Source organism: Actinoallomurus iriomotensis (assembly GCF_030269445.1).
GTDB classification, from domain to species: domain Bacteria; phylum Actinomycetota; class Actinomycetes; order Streptosporangiales; family Streptosporangiaceae; genus Actinoallomurus; species Actinoallomurus iriomotensis.
The window spans coordinates 685,195-701,537 of sequence record NZ_BSTJ01000003.1; the positions used below are offsets into that span (position 1 = coordinate 685,195).

The 16,343-nt window shown below is 68.1% G+C and carries 15 protein-coding genes; 5 read left to right on the plus strand and 10 right to left on the minus strand.

Annotation, left to right across the window (positions count from 1 at the left end; all coding sequences use genetic code 11):
* Positions 1-3 precede the first annotated feature (3 nt).
* Positions 4-1,608: an MFS transporter gene (locus QSK37_RS16135; protein ID WP_285621341.1), complete on the minus strand. Its 1,605-nt coding sequence runs from the start codon at positions 1,606-1,608 to the stop codon at positions 4-6.
* A 654-nt stretch (positions 1,609-2,262) separates the two neighbouring features.
* Between QSK37_RS16135 and QSK37_RS16140 the strand changes: the two genes are divergently transcribed.
* Complete coding sequence (locus tag QSK37_RS16140; protein ID WP_285621343.1) at positions 2,263-3,012, plus strand: DUF2127 domain-containing protein; 750 nt, start codon at positions 2,263-2,265, stop codon at positions 3,010-3,012.
* Between the two features lie 268 nt (positions 3,013-3,280).
* Complete coding sequence (locus tag QSK37_RS16145; protein ID WP_285621346.1) at positions 3,281-5,545, plus strand: DEAD/DEAH box helicase; 2,265 nt, start codon at positions 3,281-3,283, stop codon at positions 5,543-5,545.
* Between the two features lie 60 nt (positions 5,546-5,605).
* On the opposite strand, the gene QSK37_RS16150 is transcribed toward QSK37_RS16145, so the two are convergent.
* Positions 5,606-5,746 carry a hypothetical protein gene (locus QSK37_RS16150; RefSeq protein ID WP_285621355.1) on the minus strand — a complete coding sequence of 47 codons (141 nt, stop codon included), beginning with the start codon at positions 5,744-5,746 and terminating at the stop codon, positions 5,606-5,608.
* A 244-nt stretch (positions 5,747-5,990) separates the two neighbouring features.
* Here QSK37_RS16150 and QSK37_RS16155 point away from each other — a divergent pair, with 244 nt between their 5' ends.
* On the plus strand, positions 5,991-6,407 hold the full coding sequence (locus QSK37_RS16155) for a nitroreductase family deazaflavin-dependent oxidoreductase (RefSeq protein WP_285621356.1): 417 nt from the start codon (positions 5,991-5,993) through the stop codon (positions 6,405-6,407).
* 84 nt (positions 6,408-6,491) lie between these two features.
* On the opposite strand, the gene QSK37_RS16160 is transcribed toward QSK37_RS16155, so the two are convergent.
* The 5 genes from QSK37_RS16160 to QSK37_RS16180 form a co-directional block, all read right to left on the minus strand.
* Positions 6,492-7,187 (minus strand): response regulator, encoded by a 696-nt coding sequence (locus QSK37_RS16160; RefSeq protein WP_285621358.1) that lies wholly within the window; start codon positions 7,185-7,187, stop codon positions 6,492-6,494.
* A complete protein-coding gene (locus tag QSK37_RS16165; RefSeq protein ID WP_285621361.1) occupies positions 7,184-8,485 on the minus strand; it encodes a sensor histidine kinase in 1,302 nt (433 codons plus the stop codon). The genes QSK37_RS16160 and QSK37_RS16165 overlap by 4 nt, the downstream gene beginning before the upstream one ends.
* Positions 8,464-8,883 (minus strand): hypothetical protein, encoded by a 420-nt coding sequence (locus QSK37_RS16170; RefSeq protein ID WP_285621363.1) that lies wholly within the window; start codon positions 8,881-8,883, stop codon positions 8,464-8,466. The genes QSK37_RS16165 and QSK37_RS16170 overlap by 22 nt, the downstream gene beginning before the upstream one ends.
* Positions 8,884-9,003: 120 nt before the next feature.
* Positions 9,004-10,575, minus strand: coding sequence for a carboxylesterase/lipase family protein (locus QSK37_RS16175; protein WP_285621365.1), 1,572 nt, complete (start codon positions 10,573-10,575; stop codon positions 9,004-9,006).
* 295 nt (positions 10,576-10,870) lie between these two features.
* A complete protein-coding gene (locus QSK37_RS16180) occupies positions 10,871-11,647 on the minus strand; it encodes a MerR family transcriptional regulator (RefSeq protein ID WP_285621366.1) in 777 nt (258 codons plus the stop codon).
* 284 nt (positions 11,648-11,931) lie between these two features.
* On the opposite strand from QSK37_RS16180, the gene QSK37_RS16185 reads away from it, so the two are divergent.
* Positions 11,932-13,158 (plus strand): serine hydrolase domain-containing protein, encoded by a 1,227-nt coding sequence (locus QSK37_RS16185; protein ID WP_285621368.1) that lies wholly within the window; start codon positions 11,932-11,934, stop codon positions 13,156-13,158.
* 58 nt (positions 13,159-13,216) lie between these two features.
* Here the strand turns inward: QSK37_RS16185 and QSK37_RS16190 are convergent, their stop codons facing one another.
* Positions 13,217-13,900, minus strand: a complete 684-nt coding sequence (locus QSK37_RS16190; protein WP_285621371.1) for a LysR family substrate-binding domain-containing protein — start codon at positions 13,898-13,900, stop codon at positions 13,217-13,219.
* Positions 13,901-13,955: 55 nt separating this feature from the next.
* Here QSK37_RS16190 and QSK37_RS16195 point away from each other — a divergent pair, with 55 nt between their 5' ends.
* The gene (locus QSK37_RS16195; protein ID WP_285621373.1) at positions 13,956-14,339 is read left to right on the plus strand and encodes a DUF5997 family protein; all 384 of its coding nucleotides are present in this window, start codon (positions 13,956-13,958) and stop codon (positions 14,337-14,339) included.
* Between the two features lie 305 nt (positions 14,340-14,644).
* Here the strand turns inward: QSK37_RS16195 and QSK37_RS52060 are convergent, their stop codons facing one another.
* Together QSK37_RS52060 and QSK37_RS16200 are read right to left on the minus strand one after the other, a co-directional pair.
* Positions 14,645-15,316 (minus strand): glycine-rich domain-containing protein, encoded by a 672-nt coding sequence (locus tag QSK37_RS52060; RefSeq protein ID WP_490246501.1) that lies wholly within the window; start codon positions 15,314-15,316, stop codon positions 14,645-14,647.
* A gap of 419 nt (positions 15,317-15,735) precedes the next feature.
* Positions 15,736-16,335 carry a cysteine dioxygenase family protein gene (locus tag QSK37_RS16200; protein WP_285621376.1) on the minus strand — a complete coding sequence of 200 codons (600 nt, stop codon included), beginning with the start codon at positions 16,333-16,335 and terminating at the stop codon, positions 15,736-15,738.
* Positions 16,336-16,343 lie beyond the last annotated feature (8 nt).

The following is a 16,343-nucleotide window of genomic DNA, read 5'->3' on the forward strand; positions in this document are numbered from 1 at the left end:
GCGTCAGCGGGTGCCCACGCCGGCGCCCTCGCGGGCGGTCAGGTCCTCGGCCCCGGCCCGGGGGGCCGTCTCGTCCGCGGTCGGGCCGCCGCCCCCCGCGGGCTTGCGGACCGCGCACAGGGCGAGCAGCAGCACGGCCGCGCCGAAGAGCGCGACGAACATGATCCAGACCGCGCCGACATGCATGGCATGGACGAACGCGTCGTCGGCGGCGTGCCCGAGCGCGGGCAGGTGGGACGTGGTGGCGACGTGCCGCGCCTGTTCGGCGGAGACCCGCGCCTGCTCCCGTACCGGTCCTGGGACACCGTCCAGCGACGGCTCGATCGCGCGTCGGTACGCGATCGACATGATCGTGCCGCCGACGGCGATACCGATCACGCTGCCGGTCTGGCGCACGGTGTTGGTGACGGCCGACCCGGCACCGGCCCGCTCCAGCGGAAGCGTGCTGATCAGCGCCGCGGTCACCGGGCCGAGCACCATGCCGATGGACAGGCCCTGGACCAGCAGCACGACCTCGATCCAGACGAGGGGCGTGCCCAGTCCGAAGAGCCCGTACGCGCCCATGGTCAGCGCCGCGACGATCAGCGCCGGCACGGCGACGAGCCGCAGCGACCAGCGGTGCACCAGGCGGGCGCCGACGGGCGCGCCGAAGATCGCGCCGAGCGCGGTCGGGAGGCCGGCCAGTCCTGCCTCGATCGGCGAGTAGCCGCGCGCGCCCTGCAGGTAGAACGCGTTGTAGAAGGTGACCGCGGACACGGCGAACAGGAGCAGGCCGAGCGCCGCGTTGCCGCCGCCGAACGCACGCTGGGCGAGCAGCCGGGGATCAAAGCTCGGCGCCCTGCTGCGCAGTTCGACGCGGACGAACACGGCCAGCAGGAGCAGTCCGACGACGATCGGCGCCCAGACGTCCGTACGGCCCCAGGCCGCCACCTGACCCGCGCGGATCAGTCCGTAGGCGAGCGCCGCGAGACCGGTGACGGACAGCAGCATCCCGGCCGGGTCCAGCGGCCGCGCGACGGGGCTGCGGAAGTTCGGGACCAGTAGGGCGATGCCGATCAGCGCGACGACCACGACCGGGACATTGACCAGGAAGACCGAGCCCCACCAGAAGTGGTCGAGCAGCACACCGGCGAGCACCGGGCCCACGGCCATGCCGACACCGGCGGAGGTCGAGGAGATGGCGATCGCGGTCGACCGCGCCGGGCCGGTGAACGTCCATATGAGGATGGCCAGGTTGGCCGGCATGATCAGTGCGCTGCCGACGCCCATCGCCGCCCGCGCGGCGATGAGCTGCCCCGCGTCCCCCGCGTACGCCGCCCACACCGAGGACGCGGCGAAGACCACCAGGCCCGTCGCGAGCACGGCCCGGTGGCCGAAGCGGTCGCCCAGCGCACCCGCGGTGAACATCAAGGTGGCGAAGGCCAGCGTGTACGAGCCGGTGGCCCACTGCAGCTCGGCCGGGCTGGCGTTCAACCCACGGACCGGGTCCGCGAGGGTCTCCAAGGTGGTACTCAGGACGGTGTTGTCCAGCCAGATCAGCAGTGAACACACCATGAGAACGGCAAGAATCAGCTGCTGCCTGGACTTCGGCAACGTGGATGTGGTCATGAATTCCTTCGGGTGCGGTCTGGAAAAGCCGACGAGCGGACCGTAGGCAACAATCGCGCTTGTGTCAATTCTCGGGCGGCCGTTAACGGTCGGCGATTTTCCGCCTCCCCCGAGGACATACCGCCAGGCACTCTGTCAATTCTTGAAGATGTGAGCGAGCCGCGGCTCAGTGTGCTCTCGTGGGCATGCCGCCAAGCACCTTGTCAATCTCTGGTCCTGTTATTTGACTTCGCGTGAATTCCGTGCCCCGCCCCGTGCGGGCGGTGCTTTCGGCCTGCCGGTTCAGCAAGCCGAACGTTCTTCCCCCCGAATTTTTGTAATAGGAGGATTGAATTCTTCCGGATATGCATGGAGAGGAGCGCAGGCCCCATCGGGACCCGGCCATGCCGAGCCTGTCGGCGACGAGATGACCGCACGCACCCTCGATCACGCCGGTGGCGTTGGGTCAGCCCACCCCGAGCGCCTGGTCGTAGTTGCAGGTAGGGGGCTTGCGGCTTGGATCCGCTGGACGGGTCCAGAGCCAGGGAACGCACATCGCATAGGTCCCTCGGGAGGGCCGCCCCCTCCGCACTCGCGGTTCCTCAGTGTCCGTAGGAGCGGGCTCGGCGGACACCCGGTCACGGAAAGCGATGCTCGGTTGCTTAGAGTTGCCTGGTGGACTGGAGTCTGATCACCTGCGGCCTCACCGGACACGTGACGTACGCGCCATCCGAGCCGGAACTGCGCGATCGGCTGCGCTGCACCAGCGCGGGGGGCACGTCGTGGCGGTGCCTGCGCTGTGGCGACTTCGTGCCTGGCGAGCCGCAAGCCTCCGGACCCGCCGACGAGGCACCGACCGTCGGTCGCGGAAGGCAACTACGTGACGCGTTCGTGCTCCGCGTCTTCGCTGTCGAACGACTGCTCCGGGTGGTCGTCTTCGGGCTCGCCGCGTACGGCGTGTGGCGATTCTCCGTGCACAGGACCTCGATTCGGCAGGTGTTCGAGCGAGATCTTCCGCTGCTACGGCCGCTTTTCGGCCAAGCAGGTCTGGACCTCGGCCATTCCCGCATCCTGCGCTGGACACAGGAGGCCCTTGGGAGCCGTCCCGGCACGCTGTACTGGATCGCCGCGGCGCTCGCCGCATACGCGGTGATCGAACTGGTCGAAGCCGTCGGGCTCTGGTCACTCAAGCGCTGGGGAGAGTACTTCGCGTTCGTCGCCACCGCGGTGTTCCTGCCGCTGGAGATCTATGAGCTCACCGAACGGATCAGCGTCCTTCGGGTCGGCGCCCTGCTCATCAACCTGATCCTCGTCGCCTACCTGATCTGGACAAAACACCTGTTCGGGGTCCGCGGGGGCCGAGCCGCTTACGAGGCAGAACGCCGTAGCGCCTCACTGATCGAGATCGAACGCGCCGCGACCTGACCGAGCCGGGCCGATGTCTATGACTTCACGGCTTCCCGCGGAACCCGCAGGCCTACTGCCGGTAGACGCCGCTGACAGTTGCGGCCCAGTCGCTCGTCGCCTGCTGACCATCCCCTGGTTGGAGGCCGCTGCCGGAGGCGGCCATGCCGCGACCGTTTGATCCGGGTCCTCTGACGGAAACCCGGCGATATACCCGATGTGTCGGCGCTATCGTCTATCTTCGCGATTAGCCCGATCGCCAGTTCCAATGCGGAGACCCTCGACCACTTTGGCACACACAGCGGACCTGACGAGCGACATGGAGCCTGCCAAGGGCGAGGGAGAGTCCCCCGAAGCCGAGCCGCTCCGCGCGGGAAGGGCAGCCCGCGCCATCGTCTCCGACGGCCGTGCGATTCACGACGCCATCGAGGCGGTCCTGGCCGCGCCGGAGGAATCCCGCGAGATCGCGCGACGGGCGTACGAAGTGGTGCGCGATCAGCTTGTCGCCGGCCAGCTGGACACGATGCCGGTGGACCGGCTCCATGAACTCGTACGGGGCCGGCCGGTCACGTTCGCCCCCGTCAGCGACGCCGGCCTCGACACCGTCGGCGCGGTCCTCATGGCCGGTGCGAAAGCGCTCGGGCGAATCCCTGGAGTACGCCGGAGGACGGCCAAGCGGATCATGGCCGCCGCACGACAGATGCGGGAGTTCGTCGAGGAGAGCACCCGCGTCCGCATCGAGCCGGACGCCCGTACTCCCGAGCAGACCGCGCTCATCGCCGCCTTGCGCCGCTACGAGCGCACCAGATCCCCGATGAAGGGACCGGACCCGAGCTCGCTGGCAAGTGAGATCGGGCGTCACCTCGACCCGGCGGCACGCGGCGCGAGCCGCCGAAGAATGCTTTTCACATTCTCCGAGCGAAAGAAGCAGGAGGCTCGTGACGCTCTCGCCGAGCTGGACACCACCCTAGGTTCGAAGAAAGTCACCGCGGCGCGCAAACGCCTGTCCAGAGCCGAGTCTCTGCTGGAAAAGGCCAAAAAGACGCCAAGGGCCGCCCGGCTATGGAGCGATTACCTCGCCCGGCCGGTCGCGTACAACGGCCTGCTGATCGAGGTGGCCGGACTCGACCCGGTCAAGGAGGCCGGCCAGGGATTCCTCCCCGCCGATATCGCCGAGCAAGTCCGCGTGCTCCCCCTCGACCAGTCTCTCCTCAAGACGTCGCTGCGTGGCTACCAGGCGTTCGGCGCGAGGTTCGCGCTGTTTCAGGAGCGCGTGATCCTCGGCGACGAGATGGGACTCGGCAAGACGATGCAGTCACTGGCCGCGATCTGCCACCTGGCGGCCGAGGGCGCGACGCACTTCCTGGTCGTCTGCCCGGCGAGCGTGGTCGTCAACTGGACTCGCGAGGTTGAGCGGCACACGCTGCTGGAGTCCCGCCGCGTACACGGACCGAGTGAGAAACGGGAGGCGGCCCAGCAGGAGTGGGTGGCCAGGGGCGGCGTGGCGATCACGACGTTCGAGGCGCTGCGCGCCATGCCGGAGGACCTGGACGTCTCGGTGGCGATGATGGTCGTCGACGAGGCGCACTACGTGAAGAACCCGAACGCGCTTCGTACGCAGGCGGTCAGTGAGTGGGCGGCGCTGAGCAGACGGGTGCTGTTCCTGACGGGGACACCGATGGAGAACAAGGTGAGGGAATTCCGGGTGCTGGTCGGGCACCTGCGCCCGGAGGTCGCCGAGAACCTGGACATCGCGGACGGAGCGCTGGACGGCACCAGGTTCCGGGAGGTGGTGGCACCGGTCTACCTGCGACGTAACCAGGAGGACGTGCTCAGCGAACTTCCGCCCCGGCTGGAGACGCAGGAATGGGTCGCACTCGAGGGACCGACGCTCCGGGCGTACCGGCAGGCGGTTCTCGCGGGGAACTTCATGGCGATGCGCCGGGCGGCGTTCGATCCGGGGACGGTGAAGGGATCCCCGAAGCTTCGACGGCTGGCGGAGATCGTCAGCGAGGCCGCAGACGGCGGGCGCAAGGTCGTCGTGTTCTCGTACTTCCGTGACGTGCTGGACACGGTGACACAGGTACTGGGCTCCGGGCGTGACGGCGTCCCGGGCGTCCATGTCTTCGGCCCACTGACCGGGGACATCCCGCCGACGGGCCGCCAGGAGATGGTGGACGAGTTCACCGCCGCCAAGGGGCCCGCGGTACTGGTCTCCCAGATCCAGGCGGGCGGCGTGGGCCTGAACATCCAGGCCGCGTCAGTGATCATCATCGCCGAGCCGCAGCTGACGCCCTCGATCGAGGAGCAGGCGATCGCCCGCGCGCACCGGATGGGCCAGGTACGCCGCGTGGACGTACACCGGCTGCTGTGCAGCGACAGCGTCGACCAGCGAGTCCTCGAGTTGCTGACGGACAAGCGTGAGGCGTTCGATGAGTACGCGCGCCGCAGCGATATGGCGAACGCGTCACCGGACGCGGTTGACACGGGCTCCGAGACCGAACTGCGACGCCGAATCGTGGCCGCGGAGCAAAAACGTCTCAAGGCGGCGTGACCCGCAGAGCAACCACCCGCCGCCCATCCTCGTAGACCAGCTGAAGCTCTGAGTCACTCTTCACGCGCGCCCGCGCCGAAGGCCGTTCGGGTCACGGTCTGCGAGCACGCCGGGTGGATCGACCAAGTCGCCGTTCGCGCTCGCCCACTCGGTCAGCGTGTGGATCGGATCGATCAGCGTCGCTCCGAGCGAGGTGAGCATCTTGCGGGAGATACCGCCGATCAGCTCAAAGAAAGGGGCCACCGGGACCGAAGCCGCACATGGCGCCACAGGTACCTGCTGGTTCCTGTCGGAAACCTAGCCTGGTTCTCTCCCCCTCCCAAGCCAGGAGAGCCATGCGAGTCATCACCCAGCGGTCAGATCGAAGTGGAAATGCGCGGACCACTCCGGACCCTGCCGTGCGAACAAAAAGGCTGACCTCGGACTGCGAACAGGAGGCAGGACGATGAGCGAGATAGACGACCAGATCATCGAGGAGTTCCGAAGGAACGCGGGGAAGGTCGGCGGCCAACTGGCCGGTATCCCGGTGATGCTGCTTCACCACCGAGGACGCAAGACCGGCATCGAGCGGGTCACCCCGATGGTGTACTTGCCATCGGCCGACGAGACCGTCATTTTCGTGATGGCCTCGAATTGGGGTTCGCCCGAGAACGCGGGGTGGTACTACAACATCACCTCCGCCGGTGAGGCCCGGGTCGAGAGCGGTACCGAGACCTATCCGGTGACGGTCCGCGAGCTGAAGGACGACGAGCGCGCCCGAATCTGGGCCACCGTGGTGCGGCGCTACCCCGTCTTCGGCGACTACGAGAAGAAGACCGCCGGCATCCGCACGATCCCGGTAGTGGAGCTGACCCGCGCCTGAAGGTCCCGTGCGCGTGATCGACCACCACGCCGACGGGCGGTGTTTGCTGGTACATCCGTCGGTCACGGCGATGAACGCACGGCCTCATTCGGCGTCGTGGACGAGGAGCGCGATCTGGACGCGATTGTCCAGGTCGAGCTTGGTCAACAGGCGTGAGACGTAGGACTTGACGGTGGCGACGCTGACCACCAGCCGCTCGGCGATCTGCGCGTTGGACAGTCCCAGTGCGACGGCTTCGGCCATCTGGCGTTCGGTGTCGGTGAGTTGGTCGAGTCGGCGCAGGGCCGCGGCGCGTCGCTCGTGTCTGTCGTCGGTGACATGGTCGACGAGCGTACGCAAGATTCTCCGGGAGAAGGCCGGCTCGCCCGCGGCCACGCTCCTGATCGCTTCTACGATCCGATCCGGAGAGGTGGTCTTCAGCAGGAAGCCGGTGGCGCCTTCGCGCAAGGCGCTCAGGACGAGTTCGTCCTGGTCGAAGGTTGTCAGAACGATGACTTCGGGCGGGTCGTCCCCGGCGCGGACCTGCCGGGTCGCGGTCAGCCCGTCGGTGCGCGGCATGCGGATGTCCATGAGGATCACGTCCGCTTCGGTCTCCCGCGCCTGCTCCAGTACGAAGGTCCCGTCCGCCGCCTCCCCGACGACCTCGATGCCCTCCACGCCTGTGAGCATGGTCCGCAGTCCGGCGCGGACCAGCCACTCGTCGTCGACGAGCAGTACCCGCACGGGCGTCGCGTCCTCGGTTCGAGCGGCCGTTTCCGTGGTGCGCACCGTGTCCGTCACGCTTCCCAGGGTAGCCATGCCCGCAGGAGATACTCTCCGCCGTCCGACGCGTCGGCGGTGGGTCCGTGGTCCAAGGTTCCGCCTGCCAGCAGGGCCCGTTCAGCGAGGCCGAGGAGCCCGACGCCGGAACCGGGCGGGACGACCGCGGCCTCCTGTCGCTTCGGTGACAGCGGCTGGCGTACCTCGACGGCGAGGCCGTCACCCGCCGTTCCCCGTACGGTCACGGTGACGGGAGCGCCCGGCGCGTGTTTGGTGGCGTTGGTGAGTCCCTCCTGAATGATCCGGTAGGCGGTACGAGCAGTCATCGTCGGCACTGTCACCAGATCGCCCGCGTCCGTAATCAGCGTGATCTCCGCGCCCGTCCTGCGGAACTCCTCCGCCAGCTCCGGCAGTCCGGCGAGGGCCGCCCGGTCCGTCCGCGTATCGTCGCCGGACTCTTCCCGCAGCAGGCCGATGATCTCGCGGAGGTCATCCGACATCTGGTGCGTGCCACTGCGGATGACTCCGGCAGCACGGGCGATCTCCTCCGGCGAGGCGTCCGGTCTGAACTCCAGCGCGCCCGCGTGCAGGCTGATCAGCGAGATACGGTGGGCGAGCACGTCGTGCATCTCGCGCGCCAGCCGGGTCCGCTCCAGCCGCCGCGCCTCCTTGATCTGCGCCTGCCGGTCGGCCTCGATGCGCCGGGCGCGTTCGGCGAGGGAGACCAGCAACTGCCGCCGGGCTCGCACCAGCCGGCCCCAGCCGAGGGCAGCCGCGGTACCCAGCATGGCGATCACGACACTCGCTGTGTACGGCACGTGGGGTACTGGCGTGACCCACGAGCTGACCAGGCCGGTGGCCACCCCGAGGGCGGCGATCCAGGCGGCGTCCCGCATCCGCAGGTGGACCGCCACGGAGAACAGGCCGATGAACGCCGCTCCGCCCGCGGCCGGTGATACGGCGGAGATGGCGCCCGCGACGGCGGCCACCGTCAGCGGGAACCGCCGCCTCAACGGCAGGGCGAGACAGCAGCCGCCGCCGACGGCCAGCGTGACCGTCCAGAGCCCGCTGGGGCCCGCGGCGATACGGGGCCACGAGGTGAGACCGCCCACCAGCAGAGAGATGGCAACGGCACCGGTGTCGACGGCGATGTCGCGTACGGAGCGCCGCGAGCCCGTGACGGATTCGGGTGCGGGGTCGGTTTCCGCGCGCAGCGCACCGGGCAGCAGCGGCCACGGAGCGAATGCGGTCATGGCCTCGTTCGACACCACCCGCAGCCACTGCCGCCAGCGGCGGATCAATTGGCGGAATGCAGCCATGCGTTCAGGAGCTTTGCCCACTTACGGTTGCTGGTGGTCTCCAGGAACGTCTTATGGTCGATCATGAGATAGATCTCGCCGACGATTGCGGTGTCGAGGATGAGAGGCTTGCCCGCGTTGAGAAGGCCACCCAGGAAACGCCCGTAGAGTTCCGTGAATTCGTTCGCGATGGACGCGATGTCCGCGGGTCGCAGGACAAGGTCTCCCTCATCGCCCCAGCCTTCGAGCACGAGGTGCTCAGAGCGCAGCGTGACCTTGCCGCGCCTCGGGAATAGCGTCTTCTGGTCCACGCCGGCCGCGATCCGATCGCCGCGCTTCTTGCGGGCCAGCTCCTCGGTCGTGGAGCCGATGTAGGAGGCCTGAGCGAGTGGTTCCGTCGCAGGTCGGGTCTGGTTCATGTCTCCACCTTGTCGGAGCGTTGGCGGTACGCCATCGGGCGATGGTTTCCACCTGTCGTCGACTTTCGTCTATGTCCTCGGGTCGAGGTGACCGTACGGGCGGTGCGAGGTGCGTGCACGTCAGTGGCGGCCGAGGTGGTTCCACAGCGCGCAGTTGTGCTCGCTGCTCGCGTCGACCGGTTTGATCCCTCCGCTTCCCGGAGCGAGCGACAGGACGGGGGACCCGTTCTCCTGCGTCGCGGAAGGCCACGCCGGCAAGCCGGGGTGGTTGGGATTGCCGTGGTACATGAATCCCGTCCAATATTCGATCATTTCCCGGGACAGAACGTTCTGGTCCGGTTGCAGTTTTGTAGGCATGTCGAACAGGTAGTTCAGGTCGGAGGCGTGATACGCGCCCAAGGGCAGCGACGGCATCCGTTCTCCGAGCCCCGGCCATTTCGGCGCTTTCCGATCGGCGAACTCAAAGCCGTAGACGGGCATCCGCGATGCGACCCCTGCCCGCATGGCCGCCGCCGGACAGCTGAAGCCCCAATCCGTCTGCACGGCCGTGAACTGATCGGTCCCCTCCTGCTTCGTACGGACGGGATACCGCCTGGTGATCTTTGGGATATCGTCCGGCGCGGCGAACAGCCCCTTGAGGACGGCCGGCCACGAGTCGTGGGTCACCCCGCCGATGAGCGGGAGTAGTCCGGATGCCGCGAGCGTACCGTCGTCCCGAGTCGATCCCACGAGCACCGGCATCCTGCGGATCCGGCCGGTCCGAACGGCCTTGTCAGGACGGGTCGGCAGGGTGGGCGTTTCGTAGGCCACGCGCCCGACCGCCGCGTGGCTCTTCGCCACGGCGTCCAGCAGGTCCGCGGCGGACTTCGAGCGCATGCAGGCGAGGCTGGAGCATCGCAGCTCCCGCTCGATCTTCTTGCCTTCCTTCTCGACCTCGGCCACCGGCGCCAGCAGGCCGTTGCCCGTATTGGTGCAGGGCCCGCTGTGGATGACGGCCTTGTCGAAGAGTTCGTCCGCCCCTGGGGACATCATGTTGATGCACGTGCTGATGCCACCCGCCGACTGCCCGGCCAGGGTGACGTTCTCCGGATCACCGCCGAAAGCCGCGATGTTACGCCGGACCCAGCGCAGGGCCGCCTGCTGATCGAGGATTCCGAAGCTTCCCGAATTCTTCAGTCCTGGCAGTCCGAGGAAACCGAAGACGCCGACACGGTAGTTGGCGGTGACCGCCACCACATCTCCCTGCCGGACCAGCCGATCGGCCTTGTACTTGCTCGCCTCCCCCGCGGTGAATCCCCCACCGTAGAGAAACACGATCACGGGCTTCTTCCGGGTGCGATCGCTACGGGGTGCCGTCACGTTGAGGTAGAGGCAATTTTCCTCGACGACTCTCCGCGGCTGCTCAGTGGGCTCCTGCGGGCAGGCGCTGCCCGGGGCGGTGGCGTTGCGCACCCCGGACCAGGAAACCGGTGGCCTCGGCGGTTCCCAACGGTCGTTTCCTGTTGGGGGGCCGGCGAAGGGGATGCCCTGAAAGTGCCTGACTCCCCTCGACTCGGATCCACGCACCTTGCCGGACTGTGTCCCGGCGACCAGCCCCGCACGCGCGGAATCGTCCTCCGTCGGTGAACAGGCCACTGCTGCAAAGGTGACGACGGTGAACGTGCACGCCGCCACCGGTCTGGAGAAACCCATACGGTGAGCTTCCTCAAAGGGCCTGCGGCGTGGCAGCGGCCGATGGTTCCCGTTCGCCGTCGACTTTCGTCGATGGACGCCGGTGCCGGACGATCCCTGAAGAGCGGAGGACAAGGCACCGCGCCAGTCGTAGGAGCGGACGGGGAACGGAGGCAGTGAGAGTACGGCGGTTCACGTCCATATCGGCAGCGTGACTCACCGAGCGTGGAAGTCCGGCGCTGGGCTCACATCCGCGCGGTCCGCATGGATACGGCGCCGCCGTCTCGCCGCAGTGCCGGGCCTGCCGGGCGGGCCGTCACTGATGCGGAACGGCGATGCCGGCTGCGCGTAGGTGCGCCTCGACCAGCGTGTTCAAGCGGGCGATGGACGGTGCCTGGTCTTCCCCGTGGTGGTTGACCATTCCGTACCGGGAGGCGGCGTCGGACTGGTTCTGAAACCCGGTCGGCACTGCCAGCAGCGCGCGGTTGGTCAGCAGCTTGTCGGCCAGCATGGACGCCAGCTCCTCGATCCGCGGGTCGTCCGGATCCCAGAACCTCGCATCCCAACCGCGCCTGGTCAGCTCGACGGACTCGGGATCGTCAAGCAAATGTTCGAGCTGGGTGAGGAAGCTGTCGAAGATCTCCGGGACCAGCCCCCGGGCCAGCACCAGAGCCTCCCGTTGAACGGCCACGTAGTCGGGACTGAAATCGAGTTCGGCGAGTCGGTCCAAGACCGCGCAGGCCCGGTCGGGCAGCAGAGCCCGGTCGCCATGGTCGAGACGGTGCAGCCTGTCGCGGCGCGCGATCAGGTCCTCGATCCGTTCGGTGAGCTGGTGATGGATATCGTCCAGGGTGGCGGCGAACGTCTTGGGATCGGCGTCGAGCAGGTCACCGATCTCAGCCAGCGGCACGCCGGCCGCAGCCAGGGTCCGGACCTGGACCAGCCGGAACAGCTCGCCCGATCGGTAACGGCGGTAGCCGGAACCGTCGCGTTCCGGCTCGGCGACCAGGCCGATCCGGTGATAATGCCGCACGGTCTTGATCGTGACACCAACGAACGCCGCCGCCTGACCGATTGTGAGCCCGTCTGCCATCGGCTCAGCGCACCTCCAGATCGCGGGCGGCTGCGGGTTCGCGAACCGCGTCGGCGACGGTCGGGAAGTCCGGACGATCGCAGGGGTGAGGATAGCGCGCACCAGTTCCAGCCCATCCCCCTGCCGCCGAGGGGGACCGCGATCGGTTCTGGTCGCCCCTTGATCGCGATAGCGGTTGACCTTGACCTTGGGTCAAGGATGCAGCCTCTTCACATGGCCGCTCGAAGGGCCAGGCAGCCACCAGGGCCGCCGTGAGAACTAACACTGTGAACAGGAGATTCGTCATGAGAACAAGCGACAGCGGCTTCTCCGACGCAGGGCTGCGTCGACTGCGCGACGTGCTGGCGCGGCATGTCGAGTCCAAGAAGATTCCCGGCCTTGTCGCCCTGGTCAGCCGAGGCGGCCAGACGCACGTCGAGGCGATCGGGACGATGCGTCACGACGGTGGCGCGCCGATGCGCCGGGACACGATCTTCCGGATGGCGTCCACGTCCAAGCCGGTCACGATGGCGGCAGCGATGATCCTGCTCGACGAGTGCAGGCTGCGGCTGGACGACCCGGTGGATCCGTGGCTGCCCGAACTCGCCGACCGGCAGGTGTTGAAGCACCCCGACGGTCCGCTGGACGACACTGTGCCGGCACAGCGGCCGATCACCGTACGGGACCTGCTGACCTCCACGTTCGGGCTCGGAGTGGACTTCGAGTCGATGACTTCCCCGATCAGAGCCGCGACCTTCGAGCGTCTCGACTACAGCGTGGCATCCGGGCCGGCGCCCGAGCCGGACGAGTGGATGCGCCGCCTCGGCGAGCTGCCGTTGCAGTACCAGCCCGGAGTGCGGTGGCAGTACGACCTCAGTAATGAGGTAGTCGGCGTGCTTGTCTCCAGGGTCGCCGGTCAGTCGTTGGAGACGTTCCTGCGCGAGCGCATTCTCGATCCGCTGGGGATGAAGGACACCGGTTTCCATGTGCCCGCCGACAAGATCGACCGGCTGCCGCCCCTGTACGGGCCTGACCCGCAGACCGGCGAGTTCGTCCTGTGGGACGAGGCGGCAGGGGGAAGGTCCAGCGTGCCTCCCGCGTTCCAGGGCGCCGGCGGCGGGCTGGTCTCCACCGCCGACGACTACCACGCCTACTTCCAGATGCTGCTGAACCACGGGATGTACGGGAGTGAACGGATCCTGTCCCGGGCCGCCGTCGAGCTGATGACCACCAACCGTCTCTCGCCCGAGCAACTAGCCGCCCGGGAAGCCATGTTCCGCAACGTCGTCCACATGTCGTCCGGCCAGGGGTCGAACGGCGGCTGGGGCTTCGGCATGTCAGTGCGCACCTATCGCAGCGACTACACGCCCATCGGCCAGTTCGGCTGGTTCGGCGGTACCGGCACCACCGCCTACGCAGACAGAACCAACCAGCTCACCGGAGTCCTGCTCACCCAGGTCGGACTCTCCACCCCGGACTCGCCGCGTGCCATGAACGACTTCTGGACCACGCTCTACCAGGCAATCGACTGACAACGCGCTCGACCGCTACTTCGTTCGGCTCCGTTGACCACCACAGCACCGACCCTGTTCACGTCGGGCGGCGCGTCCGGCGGCGAGGCTTGGGAGTGGAGTTCTTTCGCGGGGGCTTCTTACGGGTGGGTGGTTGCTGGGAGGTACGGCCCCGGGAGCTGTTGGGGGTGCGGCCGCGGACGATGCCGATCAATTCCTCCATGAGGTCGGTCGTCTCGGCCTCGAGCCAGGCCAGGCCGATCTGGGACTGAGGGGCGTCGGTCACGGTGCGGTACGTAAGGTCTTTGCGGTGGTGGAGACGGGCCAGAGACTGAGGGAGCAGTAGTACGCCAGCCCCCGACGCCACCAGCTCGATCGCGTCCGCCGTGCTCTCGGGGCGGGTGAAGGCGGGCTGCCCGGGCCGGTCGCTCCAGGCCAGGACCTCGTCGAACGGCTCGAACACCTGCTCGTCGGCGAGGTCCGAAAGCTCCACCTCCTCGACTGCGGCCACCGCGTGATCCTTCGGCACCACCACCACGGTCGTCTCCAGGTACAGCGGGATCACGTGGAGAGCTTCGCGGTCGACGGGCAGGCGCACGAACGCCGCGTCCACGCCGCCGTCCCGCAGCAGGAGGACAGCCTCGGCGGTGGGCATCTGGACGAGCCGAAGCGGCACCTCCCGTACCCGCTCGGCCCACACCCCGGCCCATTTCCCGGGGGTCACTCCCGGCGCGTAGGCCAGCCGAAACTCACTCTTGGTCACCTTCTCACCCTAACCGCGTCCAGACGGCCTCCTCCCGCTGGCTACCCTCTGTGTCATGAGCACGTCCAAGGCGAAGACCCCGCAGACCATGAAGCCCGCGACCGCGGCCAAGAAGCTGGGGATCCTGCTATCGGCAGCACCCGCCGAATTCCAGGAGGGCGTCGTCTCCCGGGACGAGCTGAACGCACTCCAGGCCGACCCGCCCTCTTGGCTCGCCGACCTGCGCCGCGAGGGCCCCCACCCCCGCCAGGTCGTCGCCGCCAAGCTCCGCGTCTCCGCCTCGGGCCTGGCCCGCGCCGGCATCACAGGCCCTCTTACCACTGCCGAGATCGAGGCCTTGAAGGCCGAAAGACCCGACTGGCTAGAACGCGAGCAGACCATCCAAACCCGGGTCCGCCAAGAGGAACTCCGCCTGAAGCAGCAGCGTGCGAAGGCTTGACCCACCGGACGAGGTTGGTCTCTGCCGGGGTCGGTCCGGCGTTCGGCTCTGTCGCTTCGACGGTGGAAATAGAGGGTGAGCTGTTGGAGCGATGGCGCCTCCGTCGAGTCGGCGGAGGCGCGGTTCGCCGAACGCGTGCGGGTTCACCCAGGATCTCGTCGTCGTACCGGAAGAGCGATGCGTACAGCCTCGTGCGCGCGGCACTTCGAAGCGTCGAGCCCGCTTCACGTCCGCTGAGTCGGGACGGGTGGGTCAGCCCCCGCCGCGGCGGGGACTGACCGGGGTTTGGTGCTGGCCTGTGGGGGTCAGTAGGTGAGGACGACGCAGCCGGGTTGGCCCGGGGAACGATCGGTCCTGTTGGGATGGTATTTGGCGTCTCTGCCCTTCCCGCCGGTGCCGGTCCCGGCGGGGCAGGCGCGGTCTACTCCAGCCCCGGCAGGGCCCCCTGCCCCTCCAGCCCCATAGGCTCCACCCAGACCGTCGGTGCCGGCAGTGCCCACAGCCAGGGTGACATTGGCACCGTCACACACTGCGCCGGCACCTCCTCGACCGCCGTGCTCCTCATAGCCACCCGCGCCGCCAGGGGCGCTCGCGCCGCCGGCGTTGGGAGAGCTGATGGTCGATTTCTCGCCAGGAAAGGCGTGGTCGACGCCTCGGTCGCCTCCCGGGCCGACGGTGATGGTCAGGGCGTCACCGGGTCGCACCGCCAGCGTGCAGGCGGCGGTGGCACCGCCTCCGCCGCCGCCGGCCCCGGAGAAACCAGGGTTGACCGTCACAAAACCGCCGCCTCCGCCGCCCCCGGTCAACACCACGCCGATCTGGGAGACGCCCGTGGGCACGGTGAAGGTGTAGGTGCCTGGGGTGGTGTAGGCGTTGATGGTCGCGGCGTGGGCGGGGCCGGGTGCAGCCGGCAGTAGCCCGGCCGCCGCTACGGCGCCCGCAGCGATGCCCAGGAACAGGGGAGATGACAAGCGCATGGGTTCCCTCTCGTTCGACGACCGTGCGCATACATCTAAACACGCTGAGTAGCCACTACCTATGCGTCGAAACCTTTTGCGACCGCACCTGTGCTGCGGATGGGCCCGCGTCCGGCCGCGAGAGCTGACCGCCTGGCGCCAGGTCCGTTCAGCGTCGGTGCGGCTGTCAGTGTCAGGAGCCGACCTTCCCCCTGGTGGGGTCTCGTCCAGCTTGTCGATGTGCGCGCTGGTCAGGTGCCGTGGGCAGAGGGTGTGGTGTACGAGTCCCCGCTGGTTAGGCGGCGGATTCTTCCGCGACCCCAGCCTGGCTTACATTCAACAGGCAGCCTGACCTGCACGATCAAGTCCAGGAACCCACAATCGGTACCTCGCGCTCGCATACCTGGCGACCATGAGGAGCTGGGCGAGCATGCCCGCCTTCAGGATCTCCCGGTTGCCTGTCCATCAGCTCCGGGATCTGGGGTGTCCCAGTCGGAGACGAACCAGGTGACCGCTCCGGTCGCCGGGTCGTACGAGCGCCGTTCGATGGCGCAGATGTCGGCTCCATAGACGTGGATCCCGACGGTGGGCGCATCGCCGACGGCCGCGACGGCGTGGACGTCGTCGTCGGTCGTGCAGCACACGGTGACCTGGCCGGGCTCCCACACGTTCTCCCCGGCCGGCTTGAGAGGGCGGCCCGCATCGGCGGCCGTGGGCTTGTCGTAGCGGAACTCGTGTTCGGATCCTGAGTAGATTCCGGCCACGCCCCACGTCTCGTGTCCGTGCACGGGCGTGCGCTGACCGACGTTCCAGACGACTGCGGCCAGGCACCAGCCGTGGTCGGGAGCGATGTAGAGCGGGTAGTTGACGTGGTGATCGTTCGACGGCCGTGTGACCTCGGGTGGGAGCCGGTAGTCGCCCGCCAAGAGGGCGGACAGCAGGTCCGCGACCCGCTTGGTGATCTCGTGCTCGTCATCGGTGCCGCCGACCACGGACTCCACATCGTCGATGAAGGTCTGCAGGGCGCCATCGGGTCTCATGGTGATCT

Coding starts and splice junctions, on each gene's coding strand:
- QSK37_RS16135 (WP_285621341.1), bottom strand. CDS start 1,608: ATGACCACATCCACGTTGCCGAAGTCCAGGCAGCAGCTGATTCTTGCC.
- QSK37_RS16150 (WP_285621355.1), bottom strand. CDS start 5,746: ATGCTCACCTCGCTCGGAGCGACGCTGATCGATCCGATCCACACGCTG.
- QSK37_RS16155 (WP_285621356.1), top strand. CDS start 5,991: ATGAGCGAGATAGACGACCAGATCATCGAGGAGTTCCGAAGGAACGCG.
- QSK37_RS16165 (WP_285621361.1), bottom strand. CDS start 8,485: ATGGCTGCATTCCGCCAATTGATCCGCCGCTGGCGGCAGTGGCTGCGG.
- QSK37_RS16170 (WP_285621363.1), bottom strand. CDS start 8,883: ATGAACCAGACCCGACCTGCGACGGAACCACTCGCTCAGGCCTCCTAC.
- QSK37_RS16175 (WP_285621365.1), bottom strand. CDS start 10,575: ATGGGTTTCTCCAGACCGGTGGCGGCGTGCACGTTCACCGTCGTCACC.
- QSK37_RS16180 (WP_285621366.1), bottom strand. CDS start 11,647: ATGGCAGACGGGCTCACAATCGGTCAGGCGGCGGCGTTCGTTGGTGTC.
- QSK37_RS16185 (WP_285621368.1), top strand. CDS start 11,932: ATGAGAACAAGCGACAGCGGCTTCTCCGACGCAGGGCTGCGTCGACTG.
- QSK37_RS16195 (WP_285621373.1), top strand. CDS start 13,956: ATGAGCACGTCCAAGGCGAAGACCCCGCAGACCATGAAGCCCGCGACC.
- QSK37_RS52060 (WP_490246501.1), bottom strand. CDS start 15,316: ATGCGCTTGTCATCTCCCCTGTTCCTGGGCATCGCTGCGGGCGCCGTA.
- QSK37_RS16200 (WP_285621376.1), bottom strand. CDS start 16,335: ATGAGACCCGATGGCGCCCTGCAGACCTTCATCGACGATGTGGAGTCC.